Source organism: uncultured Veillonella sp. (assembly GCF_905209685.1).
Lineage (GTDB): Bacteria > Bacillota > Negativicutes > Veillonellales > Veillonellaceae > Veillonella.
This window is the reverse complement of sequence record NZ_CAJLUB010000179.1, coordinates 1-2499: the sequence shown is the minus strand read 5'-3', so window position 1 is coordinate 2499 and position 2499 is coordinate 1. Positions and strand designations below refer to the sequence as shown.

General features: G+C 37.7%; 2 protein-coding genes. Both read right to left on the bottom strand.

The features are described from left to right. On the bottom strand, nucleotides 1-467 hold a 467-nt coding region (locus tag QZ055_RS09125; protein ID WP_295826399.1), incomplete at its 3' end, for an ABC transporter substrate-binding protein. Between the two features lie 109 nt (nucleotides 468-576). After that, nucleotides 577-2496: an ABC-F family ATP-binding cassette domain-containing protein gene (locus QZ055_RS09120; RefSeq protein WP_295826404.1), complete on the bottom strand. Its 1920-nt coding sequence runs from the start codon at nucleotides 2494-2496 to the stop codon at nucleotides 577-579. Nucleotides 2497-2499 lie beyond the last annotated feature (3 nt).

Genomic DNA, 2499 nt, shown 5'->3' with positions numbered 1-2499 from the left:
AAGGATTCAGGTACAGCATTACGGAAAATGTAATCGCCGATATCTGTAATACCTTCAGCTGTTGTAGATGTACCAAGAGCTACGATTTTGCTTTTGTTTGCTACAGGACCAGCTGCCATCATTTCACCAGATAACATTGGGCCGATAACAGCTACAACTTTATCCTTAGAAATTACTTTATTCATTGCATTGATTGCTTCGTTTTTATCACCTTTAGTATCTTCTACTAATAAGTTGATTTTTACAGCATTTGCATCAGCGTTGATTTCGCTTACTGCCAATTCTGCACCAGCTTTAATGGACTCACCATATGCTGCTGCACCACCAGTTGTTGTTGTTAACAATGCAATTTTAGCTTCATTGCTATTTGCATTACCTGCATCTTTATTACTGCCACAACCAGCAGCAACTGCCATTACACCAGCAAGACCAAAAATGGCTGCTTTTTTTAACATGGATTTATTCATGCTACATCCTTCCTTTGAAACATAAAACTTTAAATCTATATCTATATTATTAGAGTTTTCAATTTTTTGTCAATTAAAATAACTCTATAATAATATATACTATTATAAGTTATTCAGATAATCGTTCCCATTTCTCATACAATGCATCTAACTCACTTTGTGTAGATTCAATTTGTATGGAAATTTTGGACATTTCATCTAAATCTTGCTGTACTACAGGATTAGCCAATTGCACTTCATACATCTTCATGGTTGCTTCTAAACGAGCAATTTCAGATTCTACCTCAGCTAATTGTTTTTCCACCATATATGCATTCGGTTTCTTCTGAGGTTCCTCTGTCGGTTCTGATGTTGAAAGTACTGGTTCAATAACTGAAACAACTTTATTTTCAACTTTATCACTCTCTGGGTTCTGTTCATTAGCTAATGCTAATAAATCTTCTTGTTCTTTCAGCTTTTCTTTATAGTACGAGTAATTACCAAGATATTCAGTAATTTTTCCATCATCTAAAACAATGGTTTTTGTAGAAACTTGATCTAAGAAATATCTGTCATGGGAAATAATAAAACATGTACCTTCAAATTGTTGCAAGGCTTGTTCCACAATTTCGCGCGTTGGAATATCTAAATGGTTCGTCGGTTCGTCTAAGATAAGAAAATTATCACCTTGAAGGAATAATTTTAATAATGCTAAACGAGCTCTCTCACCACCAGATAAGTCACCTACAAGCTTAAATACATCATCCCCTTTAAATAGGAATGAACCTAATACATTACGGGCCTTCTCTTCAGTGTAGTTAAAGTGATTCATAACCTCTTCTACTACCTGCCAAGAATCATGTAGTTCTTCATGCTCTTGCGAGAAATATCCCACTTGTACGCGATTACCGATATCTACGTGACCATTCTCAGGAAATAATTCACCTACAATAGTTTTTACGAGTGTCGATTTACCTGCCCCATTAGGACCAATAAGAGCTACTGATTCACCTCGTCGAACTACGAGTGATATATCATCAATGATAGGACTTTCACCATACCCTACTGATAAATGATCTAGGACAAGAACCTTATCCGCACTCATCGCTGCAGGAGGGAAAGAAAATTGTAAATGATGTGAGGTTACCGGTGCATCAAGTCGTTCTAAACGGTTAAGTTGAGACTGCCGGCCACGAGCCATTTTAGATTTTATACCTGCACGATATTTATCTATATAGGCCTCTGTCTTCTTGATGTACTCCTGTTGTTTCTCATAGGCCACCATATCTGCTTTCAAACGTTCATCCCGTTGTTGAATATAGCGGCTGTAATTACCACGATAGATTGTCGCCTTATGGTTATCTAGTTCTACAACACCAGTGACAATACGATCTAAAAAATAGCGGTCATGGCTGACGATGAGAATACCGCCAGGATAGGCAGATAAATAACCCTCTAGCCACTCTAACATGTCCATATCTAAATGGTTAGTTGGCTCGTCTAAGAACAAAAAGTCTGGACGGCGTACCAAGGCTTTAGCTAAATTAATGCGAGTCTTTTGACCACCAGAAAAAGCACTAGCTGGCTTATCTAAATCCTCATCGGTAAAACCAAGTCCATAAATGATACGTTTAGTCTTTTGCTCATAATCATAGCCACCTAGCCATTCTAAACGATTTTGCAAATAATCCAATCGCTGCAGATCCGATTCACTAGCTTCTTCAGACTCCAAACGCGTGGTAAGTTCTTTTAGTTGCTCCTCTAATACATGGACATCGGCCCAAGCTTTTTCAATTTCTGTAGCTAAACTATCATCTCCTAGATTTACATCTTGTTGTAAGTAACCAATACTGGCTACAGGAGACTTAACTACATTGCCTTCATCTAATTCTTCATAGCCTAATATGCATTTTAACAAGGTGGATTTCCCAGCCCCATTAGGTCCTACCAAGGCTAGTCGCTCACCTTCTTTTATCTCAAAAGACACATTGGAAAATACTTGGCGCACCCCAAATGATTTTCCAAGGCCTATCATTCGAATGCGTTCCATTCA

What these genes read in the sequence shown, in the direction of transcription:
- QZ055_RS09120 (WP_295826404.1), bottom strand. Translation starts at nt 2,496, where the DNA reads ATGGAACGCATTCGAATGATAGGCCTTGGAAAATCATTTGGGGTGCGC.